This is a genomic window from Muribacter muris (assembly GCF_004569585.1).
Taxonomy (GTDB): Bacteria; Pseudomonadota; Gammaproteobacteria; order Enterobacterales; family Pasteurellaceae; genus Muribacter; species Muribacter muris.
Window position 1 is genome coordinate 107,935 of the sequence record NZ_SPPA01000002.1, and the last position, 21,727, is coordinate 129,661.

The following is a 21,727-nucleotide window of genomic DNA, read 5'->3' on the forward strand; positions in this document are numbered from 1 at the left end:
CAATGGAAATTTCAGCATTACAAATAGGTCTCGTCTTTTTGGTTGCCTGTATTTCAGGTATGGGATCAATTTTAGACGAATGGCAAACCCACCGCCCGTTGATTGCCTGTACTCTTATCGGCTTAGTGTTAGGCGATATGAAAACCGGGATTATTGTCGGCGGTTCATTAGAATTACTGGCATTAGGTTGGATGAATATCGGTGCAGCCCTTGCCCCTGATGCCGCATTAGCGTCTGTGGTTTCGACAATTTTAGTAATCGTGGGCGGACAAGATATTACCACCGGTATTGCGATTGCCATTCCGCTTGCCGCTGCCGGTCAAGTACTGACCTATGTCGTGCGTGCAATTACGGTCGGTTTCCAACACGCTGCCGATAAAGCCGTGGAAACGGGCGATCTGAACAAACTGGATTGGATTCACCGCAGTGCCTTATTACTCCAAGCGATGCGTATTGCTATTCCGGCGTTAATCGTGGCAATGACTGCCGGAACAGACGCCGTTCAAACAATGTTGAATGCCATTCCGCCGGTAGTAACGACAGGTCTTAAAATTGCCGGTGGCTTTATCGCCGTGGTCGGTTATGCAATGGTGATCAATATGATGCGGGCAGGGCATTTAATGCCGTTCTTCTACGCCGGTTTTGTGATCGCCGCGTTCACCGATTTCAACCTCGTGGCACTCGGTATTTTAGGCACGATCACCGCCATTATTTATATTCAACTTCACCCGAAATACAACCAAAGTAAACAAGTGGTGCAAGTTGCCGCCAGCAATAACGACCTTGACAACCGTTTAGACTAAAAAGGACAGCACAATGACAACTGAAATGAAAAAAGTAACCAAAAGCGATTTGAATGCGGTCGTGCGCCGTTCTAATATTTTCCAAGGTTCGTGGAACTTTGAACGTATGCAGGCATTAGGCTTTGCCTATGCAATGGTACCGGTGATCAAGCGGTTATATCCCGATCCAAATTCGCAAGAGCGTAAAGATGCGATCAAACGCCACTTAGAGTTTTTCAATACACAACCGTTTGTTGCCGCACCGGTTATCGGCGTAACGATTGCGATGGAAGAAGAGCGTGCCAACGGAAAACCGATTGACGATGCTGCCATTAACGGGATCAAAGTCGGCTTAATGGGGCCGTTGGCAGGGGTGGGCGACCCGATTTACTGGGGAACAGCCCGTCCGGTCTTTGCCGCATTAGGGGCGGGGATTGCGCTTAACGGTAGTATTTTAGGGCCGTTGCTTTTCTTCGTACTCTTTAACCTTGTGCGCTTGGCAACCCGTTATTTCGGCGTAATCTACGGCTACAAAAAAGGGTTGGACGTGGTACACGATATGAGCGGCGGTTTATTACAAAAACTGACCGAAGGGGCATCTATCCTCGGCTTATTCATAATGGGCGCACTGGTGCAGAAATGGACAAGCATTAACGTGCCGCTGGTGCTTTCGACCATTGAAAAGCAAGACGGCACAACGGAAATCACCACGATACAAGGCATTTTGGACAGCCTAATGCCGGGCTTACTACCGCTACTGCTCACCTTTGCGTGTATGTGGCTATTGCGTAACCGTGTGAACGCCCTTTGGATTATCCTCGGCTTCTTCGTTATCGGTATTCTCGGTGCGTGGACAGGCATTCTTGCCTAATTTGTCAGAAAACAGATTGAACAAACCGCTTGCAAATGCAGGCGGTTTTTTATTCTTTCATCGTTGGTGTGAAATCCGACCATTGCTCAATTCTGAACGCTCGAATATCACGCACGGATTTAGAGAACCAGCCCATTGCTTTTAATGCGTTCATCGCTTGGAAAAGATTTGCCATATTCTCATCTGAATTGGTATATAAGCTCCCTTGAATACGCTCAAAACCGAATTTTTTCAATGTCATACCAATATCATAATAGGCTTGAGTTACGCCCTTTGGGTGATTTTCTTCCGTATCTGATACGATTAAATCAAATGAAATAGCGTACATTTCTTTTACTCCGCATCGGGATCTTGTAATAATTTTGATAGTTTGTACTGTGCTTTTTCACCAGTTTGTACTAACGTAATATTGACGAGAATATCACCGTCAGGCAAGGTTTTGACAAGTTCTCCCACTTGGTAAGGAATGCCATAACTACCAAAACTTTTGACTGCGCCGACAGGAATTTGTGTAATATCCACTGTTTACTCCTTATTTATAAAAACGCAATTTACTGCTGCACCGTTATATTGAATTGGTTAAGCACTGTACCATTTCACCGTGCAAGATGCAATGTTACACAGGCTTACGCCTTTGCTGATATAGTAAACTACAATCTGTAATATGCTTAAACAAGCACCAACGGGATATTCCCTCCTATTCACCCAAATTCAGTGTTAGACAACGGCGATATAATTGCGCAAAAAATCCAACCCAACCGACCGCTTGTGGTACAATGCAAGCGGTCTTTTTTGAATAAAAAACTGCAATGACGAACGCAATTCTTCTCTTGGGCATTTTGGCGGGCTTTGCCTATGCCCTCTACGATCAAATTTTAATGGACAGGCTGAAAGGCGAAAATCGGTTGAGTGTTGAGCTGCAACGGCAAGCGGGGATTGATGTCTGGATTTCGGTCGGGCTGATTATCCTCACCGTCATCAACAGTCTGCAAACGGGCATTGAACCGCTAACCCTGTTTTTACTGGCGATCTGTATTTTGCTCTGCCTGTATCTCGCTTTTTTCCGCTCCCCCCGTTTAATCCTAAAGCAGCAAGGCTTTTTCTTCGCTAATGTCTATTTTGATTATGCCAAAATCCGCCAAATTAACTTAGCGGATAAACAGATTTTAGTGATCGACTTGCACAACGGCAGACGGCTTTTAGTGCGGATTAAGCAGCAATCCGATGTTGAACGCGTGGTGAATTTTTTCGGAGGTTATCAATGATTTTTAAATTAGTCGGCAAGCACCAGCATTACGATTGGGGCGGCGAACATTTTATCCCCAACTGGCTCAAATTAACCGAAGCGGAAGACAAGCCCTATGCGGAATATTGGTTGGGGGCACATCGTAGCGCGCCCTCAATGATTGAGTTTGAAGGACAATGGCTGGCGTTAGATCGCGTAATCGACAAAGCCCCGAAACTGTTGGGTGAACAATCCCGCAGCCAATTCGGCGATGAATTGCCGTTCTTATTGAAAATTTTGGACGTGAAAAAACCGCTTTCCATTCAACTTCACCCGACCAAAAAAGAGGCGGAATACGGTTTTGAGCAAGAGGAAGCGCAAGGCATCGCCCTTGATGCGCCAAATCGCACCTACAAAGATCGCAATCACAAACCGGAAATGATGATCGCCCTCTCGGATTTTTGGCTGCTGCACGGCTTTCGTTCGCTGACCGAAACGATTGCGGAGCTTAAACAACGTCCGTCCCTGATGTCGCTTGCCCAAGCCCTTGAACATCGGGGCTTGTCCTCTGTGTATGCGGAAGTGATGCAAGCCGAACAGGCGCAGCTTGCCGACTGGTTACTGCCGATTATTGCCGAGCAGAAAACAGCCTACCAACAGGGTAAACTCAAGCCGGATAATCCGGATTATTGGGTGCTATACACAATGGAAGCAATGGCGATTGATGTGCAAAATTTAGATGCGGGGCTGCTCAGTTTTTATCTGTTTAATATTGTGCATTTGAACAAAGGCGAGGGCATTTATCAAGGGGCAGGCTTGCCGCACGCTTACCTGCGGGGACAGAATATTGAGTTGATGGCAGCCTCCGATAATGTTATTCGTGGCGGTTTAACCCCGAAATATGTCAATATTCCGGCACTGTTGCATACCATTGATTACCGAGAAATTACCCCGAAAATCATTGAAGAATATCAAGGCGATGAGCCGCTTTATCTCTACCCGACCCCTGAGGCACAGGATTTTGCGTTGCAACGGTTTGGGTTTAAACCTTTTGACGAAGAGCAATTTGTTGCGACCAGTGCGGCAATTTTATTGGTGATGTCCGGCAGTTTATACATTGATTTGGGCGAGGATTCTATCCACCTTGCACAAGGCGAAGCGGTGTTCATCAGTGCCGACAGCCAGGTCGATATTATCGGCGAAACGGACGGCTATGCGGTGATTGCCACCTTGCCTTAATCCGTTCGACAAGCGGTCAGTTTACCCCGTTTTTTGCCAAATAAGACATTAGTCGCAATGTATAAAAGCGACTATCCAATATAACCGCAGGACGCCACTGCCGGCGTCCGTTCATCAAATCCGCAATATTATGTAGCAGTTGTACAAAGTTGTTTTTTATTCGCCTGTAGGGACACACTGCGTGTGTCCGGATTTTAACCTATTGACATAATTTGATTTTTATAAAGGACACACGCAGTGTGTCCCTACATTCTGTTAAAATGTCTATTTTTGTGCATTTGCTACATAATGCCGTATGTATTGCAAAAAATTAGCCGAACCGACCGCTTGTAAAATAACTTACCAGCCAAAAGCCCAGTAGCGTGGCGGCAAGCCCGCCGAGTAGGTGTAAGCAGACGATCCCCATTGCCGCCAGCCATTTTTGTGTGAGTAATGATTGAACCACTTCGGCAGAAAAGGCTGAAAAGGTGGTAAAACTGCCGAGAAAGCCGGTGATAAAAAACACTTTGGCACTGTCTTGCAGATGCAACCCTAACGCAATACCGATCAACAAGCAACCTAGCCAATTTGCCAATAATGTGCCGAAACTGACCGCTTGCGATAAAGGGTTCAGCCAGAGACCCAACTGCCAGCGGGCAAGTGCACCGAGGGTAGCGCCGGTGGCGATAAAGATGATATGAGTCATTTTAGGTTAATAAAAGATGTGGGATTAAGTTCATCACAACCAAAGTAAGCGACGATAATAATAACCGAGACGCACCAAAAATAAAGCCTCTGTTTTTACCGTTGTCAAATTTCACTAATAAATTTGCCATTGCCGTCAGCGCATACACTTCAATTAAGGTGAAAATGATTAAATAGGCATAGGCGGAAAATAACGATGCGTAGTGCAATGCCATAAACCAAGGCGCGATAATGCCGACCGCTAATAACGGGCCGATCCGGCATAGTTGTGCCATTGTGAGATTGATTTTTCGGGAAAAATAAGATTGCAATGCTACGGTAATAATGCCGTTAATAAACAGAGCTATCGGAATATGTTCCGGCGCATTTAATTTATTATCGAATAAAAACGGGAAGATCACAAAAAAAGATAACGCAACGCTCAGCGGTAAAAAGAGTAGCAGGTGAATGGCGATAAATCTTTTATTGATGATCTCTTTAATCTGCCCCCAACGAAATTTCACAAGGGCACTTTCGTTTTGCATTTGGTAAAACGGTTTGGCAATCAGTAGCAACAAGCCTAGCTCCAATAAAAAGCAGCACCAAATCAGGCTGTAGATTTGTTCAAAATGGATAAACGGGATCGCAAGTAACGGCGCAGCCATTGCAGAAAGGCTGGTTACCCGTAAAAACTTGCCTTGCAAGCGGGTTTTTGCGTGGTATTCCTCACCGGCAAGGGCGAGTAGGCAGGCTCTGGCGTTGGTGGCAAACAGGCAACTGCCCAGCCCGAATAGCGTAGTGGCGACTAATAATAGCCCGTAGTGATCGGTGGTGAGAAAAAAGACGTACGCCAGTACATCAAACACACAGCCGAGCAGCATCATTTTTGCCAGCCCATAGCGGTCGCCCAAAATGCCCGCCACGATCGACAAGGCTTGGTTACAGAAGAACATTAGCGACAGAGAAAAGGCAATTTGGGCATTGGAAAGCCCTTTTTGTTGTAAATACACAAAAAAGACGCTCTGCATTGAAAAGAACGCCAAAGTCGAGATAAATCGACGCCATAACAATAGATTTTGTAAAGACATTTGAAACTCCGGTTTGACACGCGGTTAGTTAGGACGGTTTTTTTGCAACAAATATGGCATTGGGTTGCACGATGAGGGAGAGCGTAATGCAACCGCTATTATCAATGTCAGGACGCAGGCTGCGCCCTGATATTGACGGGATTATGCCGAATGCTCGGAGGTCGGTTTACGCCGTTTGCCGATATTTTTGCTATCACGGTGGCGAATTTTCACCTTTTTCTTTTCCGCCTCTTTTTTCGCCGCTTTCTTTTGCTTTAAACGGGCTTTTTCTTTTTTGCTCACGCTTGCTATTTCGGCATCTTTCGGCGCTTTGGTGCGGGGTTCTAGTCCTTCAATGAGACGGGCTTTGAGTGCTTCTTCCGTATAGCGTTTGATTTTACCGAGCAGTTTATAATCGTGAGCTTCCACCAGCGAAACGGCCGAGCCTTTTTTGCCGGCACGGGCGGTACGCCCGATGCGGTGGAGGTAAGTATCGGCACTGTAAGGCAGATCAAAGTTGATAACGAAATCGACATCATCAATATCAATTCCACGGGCGGCAACATCGGTAGCAACCAATAAGTTTACCACCCCGTTTTTAAGGCGTGCAATCGCCTGATTACGCTGGGTTTGTGCCATTTCCCCTTCCAAATAAGTCGCACGAATTGACCGCTTGCGTAAGGTTTCGCTTAATTCTCGTACGCTTTCACGGCGGCGTACGAACACAATCCCCCGTTCAATGCCGAACTCGCTGACAAGGCGGGCCAAGAGTTTGGTTTTATGCTCAAGATTATCTGCGTGGTAGTACCATTGCTGGATTTTTTTACGTTCACGGCGGCTCGGCTCGGCATCGATTTGCACCGGATCGTGCAAAATCCGCTCGGCGAAATCGACCAACAACTCACCTTCAAGGGTGGCGGAAAACAGCCAGGTATATTTTCGCCAACGGGTTTCGGCGGCGATGGTTTCCGCATCTTGCCCAAAGCCCATTTGCAGCATTCTATCCGCCTCGTCAAAAATCAGTACTTCGACCGAGCGGCAGTCAAAATTTTCCTCTTTGATATACTGTAACAAGCGTCCGGGCGTGGCGACCACAAGATCCTGATTGGTATTAAACACTTCACCGTGGTTTTGGTAAGCCACGCCGCCGGTGATGGTGGCAATATTGAGAGGGGTGAATTGTGCTAAGCTCTCCGCCTGCTCGGCAACTTGCATTGCTAATTCACGGGTTGGGGTAAGCACCAACACCCGTGGCGGGCCGGGTTTACGGCGGGGGTGATCGAGCAAATGTTGAATGGCCGGCAGTAAAAATGCCGCCGTTTTACCCGTGCCGGTCGGGGCAGAGCCTAACACATCACGCCCTTCCATTGCCGCCGGAATCACATTTTGTTGAATAGCAGTCGGACGTTTATAGCCTGCTTTCTGTACGGCTTTCAGTAATTCGGGGCTTAAATCAAGTTGTTCAAAAGTTAAAATGGTCATAGCGTTCTCATTTAATATCGGATTCTAAGGCTTGTTTAATCTGAAGCCTGTTGATCGGCAAAATGCCAATATGAAATTCAAAGGGGCGCAATGCTTGGTTGATGATCTCGATGCTGTAATTGCCTTTATCATTTTCCAGATCGGACAAGGTTTTACGCGATATTTTGACAATTTTTGCATAATCTTCCTGCTTAACCGCCAGTAAATTTAAACGTAACGATTTTAATGCCTGCCCAAGCGTTATTTGGTTCAAAAGCAGTTTTTTCATAATGTCGTTACGCATTTGTACACGTTGCTCAATATCAAGCATTTTTTTGGTTTTTGATGCTCTGGTCTGCTTGTCTTGCATCGTCATAGTAGTTTCCAACGAGATAATTTATCGGGCAAATAATCAAAACCAATGGCAGGAAAGTTTAAAATGCTCTCCGGCGTGCCTCTTTCCAATAAACGGGCTTTTAAGCCGATAAGTTGTTCGGCAGTTTGGCGTAGTTCGTCCAGTAATCGATCAGGCGGGCATAAGTCGGCAAGCCTTTGTACGATCAAATCAAAGCGATATTCTCCGCCTAATTCAAGTGGCGGCGATGTTTTACTACTCCAGGTGATTGAGCGGGGAATCCCTTCGGGATCGGCTTTCATTGGGGCAAAATCGAAAATCGGTGCGAGAGATATTTGCCGGGCATTGCGTAAAAAAGCGCTGTTTCTGCCGTGATTGTCGCTATTGCCAAATGCAATATTCAATAAATCCCGCTTTAGCCATTCAATCACAAAAGTTTGAGTATCAAAGGGAGTGATACTGGCTAGATTAGATTGTTTTATTTTATCATTGATTTGTCGGATAACCGCTTCGTGATCCAACATTGAACCCGCACCTTTTTCTAACAGTGAATAAACCGATTCCATTGCATAACGTTCAGTATTGCCTTGCGGATCAACCTGCACATCAAAGCGGGGCAACCACAAAGACGGATAACGTTCCCCTTCTTCCAAGCGCATTTTATGCGTATCTATGGTGTGAAATCCCATTGCAGCTAATTCATTATAATAATGAAATTCTGCCCTTAAAATATCACAATCAATCGGGCTGCGTTTACCACGTGGAAATTTCACCAAATAGTAATCATCATTTGAATTGCCGTGTTGTAAATTATCTATCCAAATTTTGCCGTGTTGGGTTTGGCGTAATAATAACTTCGGTGCTTCAACGCCTGCACCTGTTGCACCGCCAGCCATTGCACCACGTTGATTTGCATATTCTAAAAAATCAGTATGGCGGTTTTGCACGTCCTCCTTTTCAAATAATCGGACTGTTTCATTTTTCGGGAAAGATTCAACCGCTTGTTTAATGCGTAAATTGCCGATAGGCGCAATAGCCCCTTGTTTTAATAGAAGATAATTCTGTTGAGATAAGGGCAAATGGCTAATATCAAGCATTTTTAGCCAATAACGGCGGCTTGCCCCGGCAGGGATAATATCGTCTAAAAAATAAAACCAATCCCGTTTCGGCTCAAATGGAAACAGCGAGAGTAGGGTAATTGAGCGATACCGCCTTGTGATTATCGCCTAAAATCTCTTCTAAATCATATAAATAGGTCAATGTCTTAACCGAATAATCAACATTAAAATCAAGTGTGGCAATAGTTTTCCAACTGCCGTCAATATAGGCTTGAAATGTTAATGATTCAGGCATAGCCTATCCTTATTGTGAGAAATATGACACATTATAACGATAAAAATATATTAGTGATAGTTATAAGTAACACAATATGATGTTTTATATTTTAATGGGTGATATATGTTACAAATATAACGCCATTATCACAGCATTTTCCCATTCGCCGTTTGGGGTCGGGTAGTAATTTTTACGCAAGCTGACTTCGTTAAAGCCGAGCTGCTGATAAAGTTGCTGGGCGATGAGATTAGATTGACGCACTTCAAGCCATAGGGTGATGATACCTTGCTGGCGAAGACGTTCAATTAAACCTTGCAACAGTTGCTTGCCGTAGCCCTTGCCTTGATGAGCCGGATCAACTGCAATATTGAATAAGGTCGCCTCGTCCAACACCGTTTGGCAAATGGCAAACGCCACAATCTGATTATCCACGCTGAATTTGAGGTTGAGGTAACGTTCCCCCTGATTATTGTGCAGTGTGCCTTTTGACCACGGCACTAAATGGGCACGTTGCTCAATCGCAAAGAGCTGCTCGAAATCGGTAGCCGCAATGGGTTCAATCACAGGTTATCCTCAATGTGTCGGCAGAAAGGTTGCATTTGCTGCCAAAGTTGGCGTTTGGCAGCAGGTGTGTGTAATGCCTGCCAGCTTGAAATGCGCCAAAGGGGCTGATTGGTAAATTTTTTGGTTAATCGCACCGCTTGCGAGTCGGGCTGAATGCACCAAATAATTGGTTCGTGCGTGAACGTCAGCCGTAGGGCTTGTTCCACGTTGAGCCATTGATACTGCGATACATTCAGCGCTAATGTCCGTAATACATCTTGGAAAAAGCGGCTTTTTCGGTGATCCTCATCGCAAACCACCACCAATTTAACTGCTGCGTTTAAACGAATTTGGGCATCGCCTTTCAGTACTTGAGGCTTGCTCAATACCCATTGGGCAATATTCATTTCGTTTAGCAGTAAATCACGCCGGTTCATTCTTTTTCCTCATAAAACGGTGGGGAATGTTAGCAAAAATCGGTAGAATGGCGAAATGATTTTGTATAAAAACAGGAAATTTATGTTATCACTCGAAAGTGAAGTGCTAGAACGCCATTTAGATCGCTTTAACGGGCAATCCGTTTTACTGTTTGGCAATGTACGGGATCGGTTTGCCGATCGTATCCGCCCGTTAGCCTCACAAGTCGCTATTTTTAGTAGTTATTTTGATTATGCCCGTATATATCAAGATGTAGAATTTGGTTTTGAATGTCGAAATCAAGCGGATTTGGCGGTATTTTATTGGACGAAGAATAAGCAAGAATGTCAATTTCAGCTCTATCAATGGCTTGCACAAGCCCCTATCGGACAGACGATGCTGATTATCGGCGAAAATCGTGCCGGTGTGCGTTCGGCGGAAAAAATCCTTGCGCCTTTTGGTGATATTCACAAAATCGACTCGGCAAGACGCTGCGGCTTATACCAATTTAAACTTCGCACGCAACCTGCCTTTGATTGCAAAACATTCTGGAAATCCTACCGCTTGCAGAACGGTTTACAGATTTTTGCGCTACCGGCAGTGTTTAGCTCGGCAGAACTGGATAATGGCACAAAATTGCTTTTGTCGAGTTTTGAAGGGCAGAACCTCAGCGGCAAAATCTTGGATCTCGGCTGCGGTGCGGGGGTGATCGGCGCAAGTCTCAAACAGAAATGTCCGACGATTGCGCTCACAATGTCCGATATTCACGCAATGGCGATCGCTTCAAGCGAAGGTACATTGGCGGAAAATCAGCTGGCGGGCGACGTCATTGCCAGCGATGTGTTTTCCCATATTGGAGGCAAATTTGATTTAATCGTGTCCAACCCGCCTTTTCACGATGGCGTAGATACCGCCTATCAAGCGGTGGAAACCCTGATTTCGCAGGCGAAAAACCACCTTAACCGTGGCGGCGAGCTTCGCCTTGTTGCTAATGCATTTTTACCTTATCCGGATTTGCTTGACCGTGCATTCGGCTCACATAAAGTGCTGGCAAAATCGACCAAATTTAAGGTCTATTCGGCACGGGTTTAGGGCGAACGGTTTCTTTCTTGTGAAATGTCGGCATTTTGCCTACAATATCACCCTTTATGTGCAAGGTGAATAGAATGTCGCAAATTAAACTGATTGTCGGGCTTGCCAACCCCGGTGCGAAGTATGAAGATACCCGCCATAACGCAGGGGAGTGGTTGGTGAATGAGATTGCCCGCCAACATAATGTGAGCCTGAAAGACGAGGCGAAATATTTTGGCAAAACGGCGAAAATCAACACACCACAGGGCGAAGTGCGGCTATTAGTGCCGACCACCTTTATGAATTTAAGCGGCAAAGCGGTAGGGACGTTGGCAAATTTTTACCGCATTCAACCAGAGGAAATTTTGGTCGCCCACGATGAATTGGATCTGCCGCCCGGCACGGTAAAAATTAAACAAGGCGGCGGACACGGCGGACATAACGGCTTGAAAGACATTATCGCCGCCCTTGGCAATCGCAACAGCTTTTACCGTATCCGTATCGGTATCGGGCATCCGGGGCATAAAGAGTTGGTGGCTGCCTATGTCTTAGGTAAACCCTCGCCAACGGATAAACCCCTGATCGATGCGGCGATTGATGAAGCGGGACGCTGTATGGCAATTTTGTGTAAAGAGGGGATTGTCAAAGCCACCAACCGATTGAATGCCTTTAAGGCTGCCTAGTTTGCACAAAATGCCCGAAAACTGACCGCTTGCACAAACAAGCGGGCGAAAAAATTCACTGTTTATCAATTTATTATCGGTATCATCATTGCCCGATAACATCATCATAAAGGAAACACTATGGGATTTAAATGTGGAATTGTCGGTTTGCCAAATGTGGGCAAATCGACCTTATTTAATGCGCTGACTAAAGCCGGTATTGAAGCGGCAAACTATCCGTTTTGTACCATTGAGCCGAACACCGGCGTCGTGCCGATGCCTGATCCCCGCCTTGATGCGTTGGCAGACATCGTTAAGCCGGAGCGGGTATTGCCAACCACAATGGAGTTTGTCGATATAGCGGGATTGGTTGCCGGTGCAAGTAAAGGCGAGGGGCTGGGCAATAAATTTTTAGCCAATATCCGTGAAACCGATGCGATCGGCCACGTTGTGCGTTGTTTTGAAAACGATGATATTGTGCACGTTGCCGGCAAAATCGACCCGCTTGACGATATTGAAACCATCAACACTGAATTAGCGTTAGCGGATTTAGACAGTTGCGAACGGGCCATTCAGCGTTTACAAAAGCGGGCGAAAGGCGGTGATAAAGAGGCAAAATTTGAACTGTCCATTATGGAAAAAATCCTGCCGGTGCTTGAGAATGCGGGAATGATCCGCTCTGTTGCGTTGGATAAGGAAGAACTGCACGCCATTAAGGGCTACAATTTCTTAACCTTAAAGCCGACAATGTATATCGCCAATGTGAACGAAGACGGCTTTGAAAATAACCCTTACCTTGACAAAGTGCGTGAATTTGCTGCGAAAGAAGGCTCGGTGGTTGTGCCGGTCTGTGCGGCGATTGAAGCGGAAATTGCCGAGCTGGACGATGACGAAAAAACCGAGTTTTTACAGGATCTCGGCATTGAAGAGCCGGGCTTAAACCGTGTGATCCGTGCCGGTTATGCGTTACTTAATTTACAAACTTACTTTACCGCAGGGGTTAAAGAGGTTCGGGCGTGGACGGTGTCGGTCGGCGCAACCGCACCGAAAGCGGCGGCGGTGATCCACACCGATTTTGAAAAAGGTTTTATCCGCGCCGAAGTGATTGCCTATGACGATTTCATTCAATTTAAAGGTGAAAACGGCGCAAAAGAGGCGGGTAAATGGCGTTTGGAAGGGAAAGATTACATTGTGCAAGACGGCGATGTAATGCACTTCCGCTTTAATGTTTAATAATCATCTTAATTTCAATCTTATGTAGCAGTTGCACAAAGTTGTTTTTGTTCACTTGTAGGGGCACACTGAGTGTGTCCGGATTTTAACCTATTGAAATAATTTGATTTTTATAAAGGACACACGCAATGTGTCCCTACATTCTGTTAAAATGGCTATTTTTGTGCATTCGCTACATAATACCGCTTAATTTGACCGCGTTTTTGCGGTCTTTTTTTACTTTTTGTTTGAGAACACAACGATGATCACTATCCTTGACGGTGGAATGAGCCGTGAATTAATGCGGCTGAATGCACCTTTTCGCCAGCCTGAATGGTCGGCATTGGCTCTTTATGAGCAACCTGCGGCGGTTCAGCAGGTACACGAAGATTTTATTCTGAACGGGGCCAACATTATTACCACCAACAGCTATGCGGTTGTTCCCTTTCATATCGGCGAACAGCGATTTAAAACCGATAGCCGTACCCTCGCAGATTTAGCGGGGAAGCTGGCGCGCAATGCGGTGAAAAAGGCGAACGTTGCGGGTGTCAAAATTGCCGGCTCGATCCCGCCGTTATTTGGTTCTTACCGTCCCGATTTGTTTCAAGCCACACGGGTGAATGAGATTGCATTACCGCTTATTCAAGGGCTTTCGCCTTATGTGGATATTTGGTTATGCGAAACCCAAAGTAGCATCATTGAACCGCAATCGATCAAGCCGTTACTACCGGATAACCGTCCGTTCTGGGTCTCATTTACCTTACAAGATGACGAACTCTCTGCACAACCTTGCTTACGCTCGGGGGAAACAGTGCAGCAAGCGGTCGAAAAAATGATTGAATTAGCGGTTGGGGCAATTTTATTTAATTGTTGTCAGCCCGAAGTGATTGCGTCAGCACTTCGGATCACCCGCCAAACTCTTATTCAACATAATGCAGAACATATCCAAATCGGTGCTTACGCCAATGCTTTTGCACCGCAGCCGAAAAATGCGACCGCAAATGACGGCTTGGACGAGGTACGGGCCGATCTCGATCCGCCTGCCTACTATCAATGGACAAAAACGTGGCAACAGGCAGGGGCTACAATTATCGGCGGTTGCTGTGGTATCGGCACAGAACATATCCGCTATTTGTCCAAACATTTAAACAATCACTAAACTAAAATAGGGGAACAGGATGTCTCACAAAAAAATCGGGTTAATTTCGCTCACGGCTTTAGTGCTAAGCTCAATGATTGGTTCGGGTATTTTCAGCTTGCCGCAAAATATGGCGGAAGTTGCCGGTGCGGAAGCGCTGATGATTGGTTGGGCAATCACCGGCGTCGGTATCATTTTCTTAGGGCTTTGTTTTTTCTTTATTTCCCGCTTACGCCCCGATTTAGACGGTGGCATTTATACTTATGCCCGTGAAGGTTTTGGTGAACTGATGGGCTTTATGTCGGCTTGGGGATATTGGCTATGTGCGACTATCGGCATTGTCGGCTATTTAGTGGTGGCGTTTGAAGGCATCGGGACTTTTACCGATCGCCCCGATCGGATTATTTTCGGGCAAGGCAATACGGTGGCAGCGTTTATCGGCTCTTCCGCTATCCTTTGGTTAGTGCATATTTTAATTGCTAAGGGTGTAAAAGAAGCGGCAACGGTCAATCTTATCGCCACTTTTGTCAAAGTGTTTCCGTTGATCTTGTTTATCGGCTTGGCAATTTGGGCATTTTCACCGGATACTTTCAACCAAGATACGCAAGCCTTGCAATTAAATAGCCCCATCACCGATCAAGTCAAAAATACAATGCTGATTACCCTATGGGTGTTTACCGGCGTTGAAGGCGCTTCCGTGCTGTCCGCCCACGCTCAAAAACGCTCGGACGTCGGCATCGCAACGGTATTAGGCATTATCATTGCCCTAGCATTATATATTGCGATTACGGTGCTTTCCTTAGGGATTTTACCCCGCGAAACGATTGCCGCAATGTCTAATCCCTCTATGGCAGGGTTATTGGCGCATATCATCGGTTCATCGGGAAAAATTATCATTACCTGTTGCTTAATTGTATCGGTATTAGCCTCTTATATCAGTTGGACGATGTATGCCGCCGAAGTGCCTTATCGTGGGGCGAAAAACGGCGCGTTTCCTAAAATCTTGGATAAATGTAATGCCAATGGCACACCGATTAACGCCCTATGGTTTACCGGATTTGTCGTTCAACTGTGTCTAATACTGGTATTACTAACCGGCAAAAGCTACAACGCATTATTGCTCATTTCAACCTCAATGATTTTAGTGCCTTACCTTTTAATCGGCGCTTACCTGTTAAAGTTAGCCGTTCAACAAAACAGCAAATGGTACATTAAATTAACCGGATTTATCGCCACACTATACGGGCTTTGGATTTTATATGCCGCAGGTTTGGATTACCTGCTGCTCTCGGTGTTACTCTATGTGCCGGGTATTGGATTATTCCTGTATTCACGCTATCAATCTCAAGGTAAAAAGTTGAATCTAAGCCGCAGTGAAAAAATGATACTGGTAATTATCGGCATTTTATTTATGGGGACCGTCTATAACGGATTGACTTCGGTAACTTGGGCATAATCCGGCAAAATACCGACCGCTAAATCAGCAAGCGGTCGGTTCTCCCCCATTTTGTGCAAATTATTTTAAAAACTCGCCGACATTCAATAAGATCAATTCGTTATCATCAACGGTGTTCGGCTCTCGGCTGGCGGAGAAAGGCAGGTTATTATCGTTGCCGACAATAATATGATTTTCATCGACGATATCCACATTTTCAATAGTAAAGAAAGGGAAAACAAACCGCCCGTTCACTAGGGGGTTGCGGGCAATCTTGTTGGGATCGGCGATGTCCATTAAATCAATGTAAGCGATTTTTTCGGCAATACCGTTGTCTGCCAAGCGGATTTTGTAGATACGCTTAAATTTTGCCGGTTGATCGAAACAGTGGGTTTTATCATCGCTTTGGCAAGGGTAGGCGGTTGTGCCTTCAAGGTTATCCCGTTCAATCACCAGCCCGTATTGTGCGTTGATCATATTGAAATCGCCGATGGCGTGGAGATTGGATTCCAAAGGGTATTGCCAGCTTTTGCCCGTGTAGGCTTTTCGGTCGAAATCGAATTCTAGAATGCGTAAGTAATGCTTACCTTTCACATTTTCATATTGCTGTTTTTCGTTGTCCCATAATGCGCCTTCAAGCATTGGATAGAGCGTTGAACCGTATTTTGCCATTCCTTCAAAGCCTTTTGAACGTTTGACTTGAAAGTCCGGCAAGGGTTTGTCAGGCGAGGACGGCAGCGTGAGCGCCGGATTATCGGGAGAGCGTAGCGGGTGGCTGTCGAGCAGCGTGTCATAAATGGCGACAATGTTGCCCGTTTGATCGGCTTCGAGCAGATAAGGCCCAAATTCTTCGCCAATCCAAAAATGGTCGTTGTGGATCTGAATACTTTCAGGGTCGAAGTCCGCTCCGGTTAAATAACGGGCGGCGGTATTTTCATTTTGGATCGGAAACGGGACGATTTTATGCGGATCTTGCAAGAATACTGTGCGTAGCCGCTCAAGATTACCCTTTTCCCAATTAATGCGGTACTGATTGATAAATAAAGCACTGTCGGCAGAGTTTTTCTTGGTGCCGAAGCCGTTATCGGTCAGCAGCCAAACTGTGCCGTCCGGCATCACTTTGATACCGGAATGCCCTTGTACTGCTTGATTTTCAAAAGGCAATTTAAGATTGGTTTGGCGAAATTGTCCGGATTTAGCCGATTGACTGTAAGGCGTATCAAGCCGCTTACCCGGCTGGGTGAATTTACCGCTGAGGTTAAAATGCTCGCCCGCCTCTTTTGGGGTGGCAATAAAGGTTTGTGCGGGCAAAATAGCGTGGCCTGCGAGCTGTGCTTCAAATTTCTGGGGGGCGGCAATTGTGGTAAGGCTAAATAAAACCGCAGTGTTGATGAATGTGAATAGTTTGGCGTATGTCATTTGATGTCCTTTTGCAATGGTGGGGATAGACGGAGTATAAAAATAATTTTTGACAATTAAATGACAGCGATAAAATACGGCAGATGAATTGTATCCGGTTAATAAGTTCGGTATAATGCCCGACCTTTTACATTCCCAAATTTTGCAACATTCGGAGTAGATAATGGCTCGTGTTACCGTACAAGACGCAGTAGAGAAAATTGGCAATCGTTTTGATTTAATTTTAACCGCAGCACGCCGTGCAAGACAATTACAGCTTCACACTCGTGAACCGCTTGTACCGGAAGAAGACGATAAACCGACCGTGATTGCATTGCGTGAGATCGAGGAAGGCTTGATTAATAATCAAATTATGGATCAGCAAGAGAATATTGAAGCGCTTAAGCAAGAAGTGGCAGAAAGAGAAGCGATTTCTTTCCTCGCGGACGTTCAAGCAAAAGCCTAGTTGTCGCCATTGCAGAAATGGGCAGTGGATAATGCAAACGTCTTCACGTTGTATTTCCCACTGCCCATTTTGTATCTAGGGGATTGAGATCAGATTATTCGGGGTGAGGTATGGAAATTTTTGACAGTCTAAATCAGATTATTCAACGCTATTTGCCGCAAGCGCAAATCCAAATGGTGAAGCGGGCGTATGAGGTTGCCAAACAGGCGCACGAAGGGCAGTTTCGCTCTAGCGGCGAGCCGTATATTACGCATCCGGTAGCGGTAGCGGGCATTATTGCCGAAATGAAACTCGACCACGAGGCAATAATGGCGGCGTTGTTGCACGATGTGATTGAAGATACCCCCTATACCGAAGAGCAGTTGGCGGCAGAATTTGGCGTGAGTACCGCCGAAATCGTGCAAGGCGTATCCAAGTTAGACAAACTGAAATTCCGTACCCGTCAAGAAGCGCAGGTGGAAAATTTCCGCAAAATGATTTTGGCGATGACCAAAGATGTGCGGGTGGTCTTGATTAAGTTGGCAGACCGCACCCACAATATGCGCACCCTTGGGGCGTTGCGCCCGGATAAACGCCGCCGTATCGCCAAAGAGACCCTCGAAATCTACACTCCCCTTGCCCACCGCTTAGGTATTGAACATATTAAAAATGAGTTGGAAGATCTCTGCTTGGAGGCAATGTACCCCTACCGCTATTGTGTGATTAAAAAAGCGATTGAAACCGCCCGTGGCACACATCAAGAGATGATCGCCCGTATCAGCCGCGATATTCAAACCCGCCTGCAAGAAGTGGGCATTAAAGCCCGCCTTTACGGCAAAGAACGCCCGCTCTACTATCTTTATGAAAATATGCGTAAAAAAGAGCAGCGTTTTAACTCAATTTTAGATATTTACTCGTTTCGGGTGGTGGTGGAGTCGCTGGACAACTGCTACCGAGTGTTAGGGCAAATGCACGCTCTCTACAAGCCACGCCCTTTCCAAGTGAAAGATTATATTGCCGTGCCGAAAACCAACGGCTATCAATCGCTGCATACTTCAATGATTGGTCCGAAAGGTGTGCCGGTCGATGTATTAATTCGCACCGAAGAAATGGATCAACAGGCTCGGCTCGGTGTGGCGGCACACTGGGGTTATCAGGGGCAGGAAAGTACCAGCGTGCAGCTACGGGTGCATCAATGGCTTAAAAGCATTGTGGAAATGCAACAAAGTGCGGGCAATTCCGCTGAATTTATTGAGAACGTCAAATCTGATCTCTTTTCCAGCGATATTTATGTCTTTACCCCGAAAGGTCGGATTGTCCAACTGCCTGCCAATGCGACGGCGGTGGATTTTGCCTACACGTTGCATACTGACATTGGCGATCGCTGCATTGGTGCAATGGTGGATCGCTCGCCTTATCCGTTGTCCGAGCCGCTGCAATCGGGGCAAACGATTGAAATTCTCACTGCCGACACTGTCTGCCTCAATGCGTTATGGCTTAATTTTGTGGTAACTGCCAAAGCCCGCTCAAGTATTCGGAATACCTTAAAACGCCAGCAACGCAGCGATGCGATTGCCCTCGGTCGCCGTCAGCTACTATTATCTCTCCAGTTGCAAACTTTCGATACGATCGACCCGCTTGTGATTGATAAACTGCTGAAAGAGCTGAAATTGACAAGTTTTGACGATCTGTTAGCGGAAATCGGCTTGGGTAATCAGATCAGTGGTGTGGTTGCCCACTACCTAAGCGGGCAAGCGATGGAAGTGGATATGCCGAGCAAAGAGGGCGTTCGCCCGCTAGCGATTGGCGGCGGAACAGGCGGCTTGATTTGCTTTGCCCAGTGTTGTTTGCCGGTGCCGGGTGATGACATTATCGCCCATATCAATTCAGGCAAAGGCTTGACGATTCATAATGTGATGTGCCGTAATGTGAAGGATTATATCAGCGATAAACGTCGCTATACGCCGGTTAATTGGGAGCTTGCTCAAGATCAGCAGGCGGAATTTGAAGCGGAAATTTGCGTGGATATTTTAAATCGACAAGGCGTGTTGGCGGATATTACCGGCACAATCGCCAAATTAAACAGCAATATTTTGAGTATTCAAAGCCAAGCGAGAGAAGGCGGCGTGTACCAAGTTTTATTGCGGGTGGCGGTGCAAAGTAAAGCCCATCTGGACGATATTTTGGCGAAGATCAGCCACTTACCCGGCACGGTACAAGCGGTGCGCTCGCCCCTTTAATTTGCAAAAGTTTTAATTCTGACGGTGTGGCTAAAATGGTGCAACAGTTATTAGACGGCGTGCCGCTTACGGCATTATCAGGGGTTGGGGCGGCAATTTCGGCAAAACTTAGCCGTATTGGCATCAATAACGTGCAGGATTTACTGTTCCATTTGCCGATCCGTTATGAAGATCGCACCCGCATCACGCCGATCGCCGATTTACGCCCCGAGTCTTACGCAACCATTGAGGGCATTGTACAACTGACCGAAGTGCAGTTCGGCAAACGCCCGATTTTATCGACCACCTTGTCGGACGGCACGAGCAAAATTACCCTCAAATTCTTCAATTTTAATGCCGGAATGAAAAACAGCCTTGCTGCAGGGACAAGGGTGAAAGCCTTTGGGGAGATTAAACGGGGGCGTTATATGGCGGAAATTCACCACCCTGAATATCAAATTATTCGTGGCAACCAACCGCTTGTATTGGCAGGAACCCTTACGCCGATTTATTCCACAACCGAAGGTTTAAAGCAGGCGGCACTGCGTAAATTGACCGATCAAGCCTTGGCGCTATTGGATAAAGTTCAAGTTGCCGAACTATTACCCGATGAATTTAATCCCCACCGATATAGTCTCAAACAGGCACTGCAACTGTTACACCGCCCGCCACCGAGTATTTCCTCCGCACAATTAGAGCAAGGCGAGCATCCGGCACAAAAACGGCTGATTTTTGAGGAATTATTGGCGCATAATTTGGCGATGCAGCAAATCCGTATCGGCGTGCAACAACATTTTGCCGAGCCGTTACAATATCAAACGGATCTTAAAACCCGCTTTCTCGCCACGCTACCGTTTCAGCCGACCAATGCACAGCGTAGAGTGGTGGCGGAGATAGAGCAGGATCTTGCCCGCCCTCACCCGATGATGCGTTTAGTACAGGGCGATGTCGGATCGGGAAAAACCTTAGTGGCAGCCCTTGCCGCATTATTGGCGATTGATAACGGCAAGCAGGTAGCACTAATGGCACCCACCGAAATTCTTGCCGAGCAGCACGCCCATAATTTCGCTAACTGGCTGCAACCTTTCGGGATTGAAGTGGGCTGGCTGGCAGGTAAAGTGAAGGGGAAAGCGCGCAAAGCCCAGCTAGAAGCAATCCAAAGCGGTAGCGTGCAAATGATCATCGGTACACACGCCTTATTTCAAGATCAGGTTGAATTTCACCATTTGGCATTAGTGATTATTGACGAACAGCACCGTTTCGGCGTGCATCAACGGCTAACCTTACGGGAAAAGGGTGCAAAGGGCGATGTTTATCCCCATCAACTGATTATGACCGCCACCCCGATTCCTCGCACACTGGCGATGACCGTATATGCGGATTTAGATACCTCCATTATTGATGAATTGCCGCCGGGGCGTACACCGATTACAACCGTGGCGATTTCGGAAGATCGGCGGGCGGAAATTGTTCAGCGGGTTTACCGTGCCTGTAAGCAGGAAAAGCGTCAAGCCTATTGGGTTTGTACCTTGATTGACGAGTCGGAAGTACTGGAAGCGCAAGCTGCCGCAGCAACGGCAGAAGATTTGCAACGGGCATTGCCGGATTTACGCATCGGCTTAGTGCACGGGCGAATGAAACCCCAAGAAAAACAAGCGATTATGGCGGAATTTAAGCAGGGCAATCTTGATTTGTTGGTGGCAACCACCGTGATTGAGGTTGGGGTTGATGTGCCGAATGCCAGCTTGATGATCATTGAAAATTCCGAGCGACTGGGTTTAGCACAGCTCCATCAACTGCGTGGGCGTGTCGGGCGGGGCGCAACTGCTTCTCACTGTGTTTTGATGTATAAAGCACCGCTCGGCAAAATTTCCGGCAAACGTTTGCAAGTGTTGAGAGATAGCCAAGACGGCTTTGTGATTGCCGAAAAAGATCTTGAAATTCGAGGTACGGGCGAAATTCTTGGAACGAAACAGACGGGAATGGTGGAGTTTAAGATTGCCAATCTGATGCGTGATCGCAAGATGATCCCCTTAGTGCAGACCTATGCCAAACGGTTGATTTTAGAACAACCTGACACGGCAGAAAAACTGATCCGCCGCTGGCTCGACCAAAAAACCGAATACAGCAACGCCTAAGCAAGCGGTTAGATCCGTTTGATATTGAGAAAATGGTGGTAGTAGATCAAG

At 46.6% G+C, this 21,727-nt stretch carries 23 protein-coding genes; 12 read left to right on the forward strand and 11 right to left on the reverse strand.

Annotated elements, in window-relative coordinates; genetic code table 11:
• Nucleotides 1-2: 2 nt before the first annotated feature.
• Both E4T80_RS01400 and E4T80_RS01405 read left to right on the forward strand, forming a co-directional pair.
• Nucleotides 3-803: a PTS mannose/fructose/sorbose transporter subunit IIC gene (locus E4T80_RS01400; protein WP_047976508.1), complete on the forward strand. Its 801-nt coding sequence runs from the start codon at nucleotides 3-5 to the stop codon at nucleotides 801-803.
• A gap of 13 nt (nucleotides 804-816) precedes the next feature.
• Nucleotides 817-1,653: a PTS mannose transporter subunit IID gene (locus tag E4T80_RS01405; RefSeq protein ID WP_135054273.1), complete on the forward strand. Its 837-nt coding sequence runs from the start codon at nucleotides 817-819 to the stop codon at nucleotides 1,651-1,653.
• Between the two features lie 49 nt (nucleotides 1,654-1,702).
• On the opposite strand, the gene E4T80_RS01410 is transcribed toward E4T80_RS01405, so the two are convergent.
• Both E4T80_RS01410 and E4T80_RS01415 read right to left on the reverse strand, forming a co-directional pair.
• Nucleotides 1,703-1,981: a virulence factor gene (locus E4T80_RS01410; RefSeq protein ID WP_047976510.1), complete on the reverse strand. Its 279-nt coding sequence runs from the start codon at nucleotides 1,979-1,981 to the stop codon at nucleotides 1,703-1,705.
• 5 nt (nucleotides 1,982-1,986) lie between these two features.
• Complete coding sequence (locus E4T80_RS01415; protein ID WP_047976511.1) at nucleotides 1,987-2,175, reverse strand: DUF5397 family protein; 189 nt, start codon at nucleotides 2,173-2,175, stop codon at nucleotides 1,987-1,989.
• Nucleotides 2,176-2,462: 287 nt separating this feature from the next.
• Between E4T80_RS01415 and E4T80_RS01420 the strand changes: the two genes are divergently transcribed.
• Together E4T80_RS01420 and manA are read left to right on the forward strand one after the other, a co-directional pair.
• Entirely contained in the window at nucleotides 2,463-2,918 is a 456-nt protein-coding gene (locus tag E4T80_RS01420; RefSeq protein WP_135054275.1) for a DUF986 family protein, read from the forward strand.
• Nucleotides 2,915-4,117, forward strand: a complete 1,203-nt coding sequence (gene manA / locus E4T80_RS01425; RefSeq protein ID WP_135054277.1) for a mannose-6-phosphate isomerase, class I — start codon at nucleotides 2,915-2,917, stop codon at nucleotides 4,115-4,117. The genes E4T80_RS01420 and manA overlap by 4 nt, the downstream gene beginning before the upstream one ends.
• Before the next feature lie 310 nt (nucleotides 4,118-4,427).
• Here manA and E4T80_RS01430 read toward each other — a convergent pair whose 3' ends face one another.
• From E4T80_RS01430 to E4T80_RS01460, 8 genes are all read right to left on the reverse strand, one after another.
• Nucleotides 4,428-4,802, reverse strand: coding sequence for a CrcB family protein (locus tag E4T80_RS01430; RefSeq protein WP_135054279.1), 375 nt, complete (start codon nucleotides 4,800-4,802; stop codon nucleotides 4,428-4,430).
• Nucleotide 4,803: 1 nt separating this feature from the next.
• Complete coding sequence (locus E4T80_RS01435) at nucleotides 4,804-5,868, reverse strand: MFS transporter (RefSeq protein ID WP_135054281.1); 1,065 nt, start codon at nucleotides 5,866-5,868, stop codon at nucleotides 4,804-4,806.
• 141 nt (nucleotides 5,869-6,009) lie between these two features.
• Complete coding sequence (srmB, locus tag E4T80_RS01440) at nucleotides 6,010-7,329, reverse strand: ATP-dependent RNA helicase SrmB (protein WP_135054283.1); 1,320 nt, start codon at nucleotides 7,327-7,329, stop codon at nucleotides 6,010-6,012.
• Between the two features lie 7 nt (nucleotides 7,330-7,336).
• Nucleotides 7,337-7,684 carry a helix-turn-helix domain-containing protein gene (locus E4T80_RS01445; RefSeq protein ID WP_228064851.1) on the reverse strand — a complete coding sequence of 116 codons (348 nt, stop codon included), beginning with the start codon at nucleotides 7,682-7,684 and terminating at the stop codon, nucleotides 7,337-7,339.
• Entirely contained in the window at nucleotides 7,681-8,760 is a 1,080-nt protein-coding gene (locus tag E4T80_RS01450) for a HipA domain-containing protein (RefSeq protein WP_228064852.1), read from the reverse strand. The genes E4T80_RS01445 and E4T80_RS01450 overlap by 4 nt, the downstream gene beginning before the upstream one ends.
• 73 nt (nucleotides 8,761-8,833) lie before the next feature.
• The gene (locus E4T80_RS13365) at nucleotides 8,834-9,016 is read right to left on the reverse strand and encodes a hypothetical protein (protein ID WP_228064853.1); all 183 of its coding nucleotides are present in this window, start codon (nucleotides 9,014-9,016) and stop codon (nucleotides 8,834-8,836) included.
• A 108-nt stretch (nucleotides 9,017-9,124) separates the two neighbouring features.
• Nucleotides 9,125-9,562: a ribosomal protein S18-alanine N-acetyltransferase gene (gene rimI / locus E4T80_RS01455; protein ID WP_135054285.1), complete on the reverse strand. Its 438-nt coding sequence runs from the start codon at nucleotides 9,560-9,562 to the stop codon at nucleotides 9,125-9,127.
• Nucleotides 9,559-9,978 carry a DNA polymerase III subunit psi gene (locus E4T80_RS01460; RefSeq protein ID WP_135054287.1) on the reverse strand — a complete coding sequence of 140 codons (420 nt, stop codon included), beginning with the start codon at nucleotides 9,976-9,978 and terminating at the stop codon, nucleotides 9,559-9,561. The genes rimI and E4T80_RS01460 overlap by 4 nt, the downstream gene beginning before the upstream one ends.
• Nucleotides 9,979-10,060: 82 nt before the next feature.
• Here E4T80_RS01460 and rsmC point away from each other — a divergent pair, with 82 nt between their 5' ends.
• From rsmC to E4T80_RS01485, 5 genes are all read left to right on the forward strand, one after another.
• Nucleotides 10,061-11,050: a 16S rRNA (guanine(1207)-N(2))-methyltransferase RsmC gene (rsmC, locus tag E4T80_RS01465; protein WP_135054289.1), complete on the forward strand. Its 990-nt coding sequence runs from the start codon at nucleotides 10,061-10,063 to the stop codon at nucleotides 11,048-11,050.
• A gap of 74 nt (nucleotides 11,051-11,124) precedes the next feature.
• Nucleotides 11,125-11,712, forward strand: coding sequence for an aminoacyl-tRNA hydrolase (gene pth / locus E4T80_RS01470; protein ID WP_135054291.1), 588 nt, complete (start codon nucleotides 11,125-11,127; stop codon nucleotides 11,710-11,712).
• Nucleotides 11,713-11,832: 120 nt separating this feature from the next.
• Complete coding sequence (ychF, locus tag E4T80_RS01475; protein WP_135054293.1) at nucleotides 11,833-12,924, forward strand: redox-regulated ATPase YchF; 1,092 nt, start codon at nucleotides 11,833-11,835, stop codon at nucleotides 12,922-12,924.
• A gap of 241 nt (nucleotides 12,925-13,165) precedes the next feature.
• Entirely contained in the window at nucleotides 13,166-14,062 is an 897-nt protein-coding gene (locus E4T80_RS01480; protein WP_135054374.1) for a homocysteine S-methyltransferase family protein, read from the forward strand.
• A 19-nt stretch (nucleotides 14,063-14,081) separates the two neighbouring features.
• Nucleotides 14,082-15,497, forward strand: a complete 1,416-nt coding sequence (locus E4T80_RS01485; RefSeq protein ID WP_135054295.1) for a basic amino acid/polyamine antiporter — start codon at nucleotides 14,082-14,084, stop codon at nucleotides 15,495-15,497.
• Between the two features lie 60 nt (nucleotides 15,498-15,557).
• Here E4T80_RS01485 and E4T80_RS01490 read toward each other — a convergent pair whose 3' ends face one another.
• Nucleotides 15,558-16,895, reverse strand: a complete 1,338-nt coding sequence (locus E4T80_RS01490; RefSeq protein ID WP_135054297.1) for an esterase-like activity of phytase family protein — start codon at nucleotides 16,893-16,895, stop codon at nucleotides 15,558-15,560.
• Nucleotides 16,896-17,058: 163 nt separating this feature from the next.
• Here E4T80_RS01490 and rpoZ point away from each other — a divergent pair, with 163 nt between their 5' ends.
• The 3 genes from rpoZ (at nucleotide 17,059) to recG (ending at nucleotide 21,676) form a co-directional block, all read left to right on the forward strand.
• Nucleotides 17,059-17,340: a DNA-directed RNA polymerase subunit omega gene (rpoZ, locus tag E4T80_RS01495; RefSeq protein WP_047976253.1), complete on the forward strand. Its 282-nt coding sequence runs from the start codon at nucleotides 17,059-17,061 to the stop codon at nucleotides 17,338-17,340.
• Between the two features lie 110 nt (nucleotides 17,341-17,450).
• Nucleotides 17,451-19,559, forward strand: coding sequence for a bifunctional GTP diphosphokinase/guanosine-3',5'-bis pyrophosphate 3'-pyrophosphohydrolase (spoT, locus tag E4T80_RS01500; protein ID WP_135054299.1), 2,109 nt, complete (start codon nucleotides 17,451-17,453; stop codon nucleotides 19,557-19,559).
• Between the two features lie 35 nt (nucleotides 19,560-19,594).
• A complete protein-coding gene (gene recG, locus E4T80_RS01505; RefSeq protein ID WP_135054376.1) occupies nucleotides 19,595-21,676 on the forward strand; it encodes an ATP-dependent DNA helicase RecG in 2,082 nt (693 codons plus the stop codon).
• Nucleotides 21,677-21,727 lie beyond the last annotated feature (51 nt).